Genomic DNA, 3,766 nt, shown 5'->3' with positions numbered 1-3,766 from the left:
ATTATAAAGGTTTTTGGTGAAGCTTTTTCTAAAAAGCTTCAGAAAGACGCTGCCTTTTTCGATCAAAAGGTGGCACCCGAAAACTTTTCCTGTTTTTTATCAAGGATTTGTTTTCAAACACACTCTCTCAGTGTCGCATCCAGCGGTTCGCAGCGATTCCCAATGGTGCGCATGAAAAAAGGCGCCGGGATCGTGTGATCCCGACGCCTTTTGCATCACGTCGCGGCAGGTGCGCGCCGTATGGCCATCAGACCGAGTAGTACATCTCGAACTCGGCCGGGTGCGGGGTGTGTTCGAACTTGAACACTTCTTCCCACTTGATCGTGCAATAGCTTTCGATCTGGTCCTTGGTGAACACGCCACCGGCCAGAAGGAATTCGTGGTCTTCTTCCAGTGCCTTGAGCGCATCACGCAGCGAACCGGCAACAGTCGGGATCTGCTTCAGTTCCTCGGGGGGGAGGTCATACAGGTCCTTGTCCATCGCGTCGCCCGGATGGATCTTGTTCTTGATGCCGTCGATGCCCGCCATCAGCATGGCCGCGAACGCAAGATAGGGATTCGCGGTCGGATCGGGGAAGCGGACCTCGACGCGCTTGGCCTTCGGGCTGGTCGCATACGGGATGCGGCACGATGCCGAACGGTTACGCGCGGAATAGGCCAGAAGCACGGGGGCTTCGAAGCCGGGGATCAGGCGCTTGTAGGAATTGGTGGACGGGTTCGTGAACGCATTGAGCGCCTTGGCGTGCTTGATGATGCCGCCGATATAGTACAGCGCCTCGTCCGACAGGTCGGCATAACCATTGCCAGCAAAGGTCGGCTTGCCTGCTTTCCAGATCGACTGGTGGACATGCATGCCCGAACCGTTGTCGCCATAGATCGGCTTCGGCATGAATGTTGCCGTCTTGCCATAGGAATGGGCGACGTTATGCACGCAGTACTTGTAGATCTGCATGAAGTCGGCCGAACGGACCAGCGTGTCGAACTTGGTGCCCAGCTCATGCTGTGACTGTGCGACTTCGTGGTGGTGCTTTTCGATCGGCAGGCCCATTTCGCCCATCGTGGTCAGCATTTCGGCGCGCAGGTCGCCTTCGCTGTCCACCGGGGCAACCGGGAAATACCCGCCCTTGACGCCCGGGCGGTGGCCCATGTTGCCTTCGGGATAGTCCTTGAGCGACGCGTCGGGGCCTTCGATGCTTTCAAGCTCGTACTTGCCATAGTTCGGGCCGGTGCCGAAGCGCACGCTGTCGAAGATGAAGAATTCGGCTTCGGGGCCGAAGAACGCCGTATCGCCCAGGCCGGTGGACTTCAGGTACTGTTCCGCCAGCTTTGCCGTCGCGCGCGGGTCGCGGTTATAGAACTGCCCGGTGGAGGGTTCCACGATGTCGCAGATCAGGATCAGTTGCGGCTTGGCCGAGAACGGGTCCATGACCGCCGTCGTCGGGTCGGGCAGCAGGATCATGTCGCTTTCGTTGATGGCCTTCCATCCCGCGATGGACGAACCGTCGAACATGAACCCTTCGCGGAAGGTATCTTCCTCGATGGTGGTGACATACTGGGTGGTGTGATGCCACTTGCCGCGCGGATCGGTGAAACGCAGGTCCACCATCTCGACAGCGTTTTCCTTGATCAGGCTGAAGACCTTGGCGACTGCTTCAGCCGAAACGTCGGAGGTCGGGGAAGAAGGGGTACCCGATGCTTTTTTTGGCATTGTTCTCTACCTGCCTATGGTGAACGGTCCCGCAAGAAATGATGCGGACACCGAAACGGTTACGAAAAAGGGATGCCTGTGTCGAGGGGGCCGTGCCGTTGCGCGTAACGGCACCGGCACGGACGTGTCAGACAGCATCCTCGCCATGTTCGCCTGTACGGATACGGATCACGTCCTCGACGGGGGAGACGAAAATCTTGCCATCGCCGATGCGGCCCGTGCGTGCCGCGGCGATGATGGCATCAATCGCGCGATCCGCCAGATCGTTCGAGCACACGATTTCCAGTTTCACTTTCGGAAGGAAATCGACGATGTATTCGGCACCACGATACAGTTCGGTATGACCTTTCTGCCGGCCGAAACCCTTGGCTTCGGTCACGGTGATCCCCATCAGGCCGATTTCGTGAAGGGCTTCCTTCACCTCATCAAGCTTGAAGGGTTTTATGATGGCCTCGATCTTTTTCATGCCGCGTCGTCAATCTCCAGTCTTGCGGACCGGCGGCATTCCGGTACCGGATCGTATTCCTGCGGGAACGGACGCAGATGCCGTGCCAGGTTCTTTTCGTCTACAGGTTTGCACGGGTTGGGATTTCAGGCAATCGGATGGTATTGCAAAAATCACAACCTTGGCGTCAGTCATTGCCGCATTATGGACAGGATGGCAGGTATGAAACCCGCAAATGCGATGCTGTCGGCGTTGCCGACGACTATTTTTTCCGTCATGTCGGCACTGGCTGTTGAACATGATGCCGTCAATCTCGGACAGGGGTTCCCCGATACCGAGGGGCCGGCGGATCTGATCGATGTTGCCGCCGCCGCCCTGCGCGATGGCCGCAACCAGTATCCGCCGCTGGCGGGGGTGCCGGAACTGCGCACGGCGGTGGCGTCTGCCAACCTGCGTTTTTGTGGAATCGAGGTCGATCCCGCGACCGAGGTTGTGGTGACATGTGGCGCGACAGAGGCGATCACGGCATCGCTGATGGCATTGGTCAATCCGGGTGACGAGGTCGTCGTCTTCGAACCGCTTTATGATACCTATCTGCCGGTGTTACGGATGCTGGGTGCGGTTGTGCGCCCCGTGCGCCTGCTGCCCCCGGACTGGTCCGTGCCGCGTGCGGAACTGGCGGCGGCGGTCGGCCCGCGTACCAAGGCCATCTTGCTCAACACCCCCATGAACCCGACCGGCAAGGTTTTTACGCGTGCGGAACTGGAATTCATTGCCGATCTTATGACGCGCCACGATGTCTATGCCGTGTGTGACGAGGTGTACGAACACCTGACCTTTGCACCGGTGCGTCATGTCGCGCTGATGTCCCTGCCGCAGATGAAGGCGCGGACCATCCGTATCGGCAGCGCGGGCAAGAGTTTTTCCATGACGGGATGGAAGGTCGGGTATGTGACCGCGCCCGCCCCGCTTGCGGCATTGGTGGCAAAGGCGCACCAGCTCCTGACCTTTACCGTTGCGCCGAACCTGCAACGTGCCGTGGCGGTCGGGCTGGAAAAGGATGGCGCATATTTCCTCCAGCTCTCTGAAAACATGCGTCGGTCGCGCGATATGCTGGTCCGTGGCCTGCGGGATGCCGGATTCGATGTCCTGCCCTGCGATGGCAGCTATTTCGTGATTGCTGATTTCGCCCCGCTGGGCTTTGCCGGGGATGATGTCGCCTTCTGTCAGGCGATGACGCGCAGGCTGGGTGTGACGGGCATTCCCGTTTCCGCCTTTTATGATCCCGACAGCGCGCCGGGGCCGCGGACACTTGTGCGCTTTGCGTTCTGCAAGCGGCCCGAAGTCATCTCCGAAGCCGTGCGGCGGCTGCGTGGGGTGGGGGAATTGCAGGGATGAGGCGTAACCGGGGGGAGCAGCGCCCCCCGAAACGCAACATGGCGTAAAAAGGGTTATTGACGCGCCGCATCAGAGCCTCTAAATCACCCCTCGTTGCGGCGGATGTAGCTCAGTTGGTAGAGCGCCAGGTTGTGGTCTTGGATGTCGCGGGTTCGAGCCCCGTCATTCGCCCCATCATTTCCCTTAGAGACTGTTTGAAAATTCAGGCTTGATAG

At 59.2% G+C, this 3,766-nt stretch carries 4 protein-coding genes and 1 tRNA gene; 3 read left to right on the top strand and 2 right to left on the bottom strand.

Translation table 11 applies throughout. From position 1 onward, the window contains the following. Positions 1-198: hypothetical protein (locus B7G66_RS18510; RefSeq protein WP_206778210.1), on the top strand; the 198-nt coding region annotated here is incomplete at its 5' end. A 49-nt stretch (positions 199-247) separates the two neighbouring features. On the opposite strand, the gene glnA is transcribed toward B7G66_RS18510, so the two are convergent. Together glnA and B7G66_RS16355 are read right to left on the bottom strand one after the other, a co-directional pair. Then, positions 248-1,708, bottom strand: coding sequence for a type I glutamate--ammonia ligase (glnA, locus tag B7G66_RS16360; protein ID WP_003617364.1), 1,461 nt, complete (start codon positions 1,706-1,708; stop codon positions 248-250). 127 nt (positions 1,709-1,835) lie between these two features. Then, positions 1,836-2,174 carry a P-II family nitrogen regulator gene (locus B7G66_RS16355; RefSeq protein ID WP_003617366.1) on the bottom strand — a complete coding sequence of 113 codons (339 nt, stop codon included), beginning with the start codon at positions 2,172-2,174 and terminating at the stop codon, positions 1,836-1,838. A 201-nt stretch (positions 2,175-2,375) separates the two neighbouring features. On the opposite strand from B7G66_RS16355, the gene B7G66_RS16350 reads away from it, so the two are divergent. Then, positions 2,376-3,551, top strand: coding sequence for an aminotransferase (locus B7G66_RS16350; protein ID WP_003617368.1), 1,176 nt, complete (start codon positions 2,376-2,378; stop codon positions 3,549-3,551). A gap of 98 nt (positions 3,552-3,649) precedes the next feature. Continuing rightward, positions 3,650-3,725 (top strand) — tRNA-His (locus tag B7G66_RS16345). Positions 3,726-3,766 lie beyond the last annotated feature (41 nt).

Origin of the sequence: Novacetimonas hansenii JCM 7643 (genome assembly GCF_000964405.1) — a bacterium.
Taxonomy (GTDB): Bacteria; Pseudomonadota; Alphaproteobacteria; order Acetobacterales; family Acetobacteraceae; genus Novacetimonas; species Novacetimonas hansenii.
This window is presented reverse-complemented; position numbering and strand designations above follow the sequence as displayed.

Bases quoted from the DNA above. Each gene is read 5' to 3' on its own strand.
- B7G66_RS16355 (WP_003617366.1), bottom strand. From the start codon at position 2,174: ATGAAAAAGATCGAGGCCATCATAAAACCCTTCAAGCTTGATGAGGTG.
- B7G66_RS16350 (WP_003617368.1), top strand. From the start codon at position 2,376: ATGAAACCCGCAAATGCGATGCTGTCGGCGTTGCCGACGACTATTTTT.
- glnA (WP_003617364.1), bottom strand. From the start codon at position 1,708: ATGCCAAAAAAAGCATCGGGTACCCCTTCTTCCCCGACCTCCGACGTT.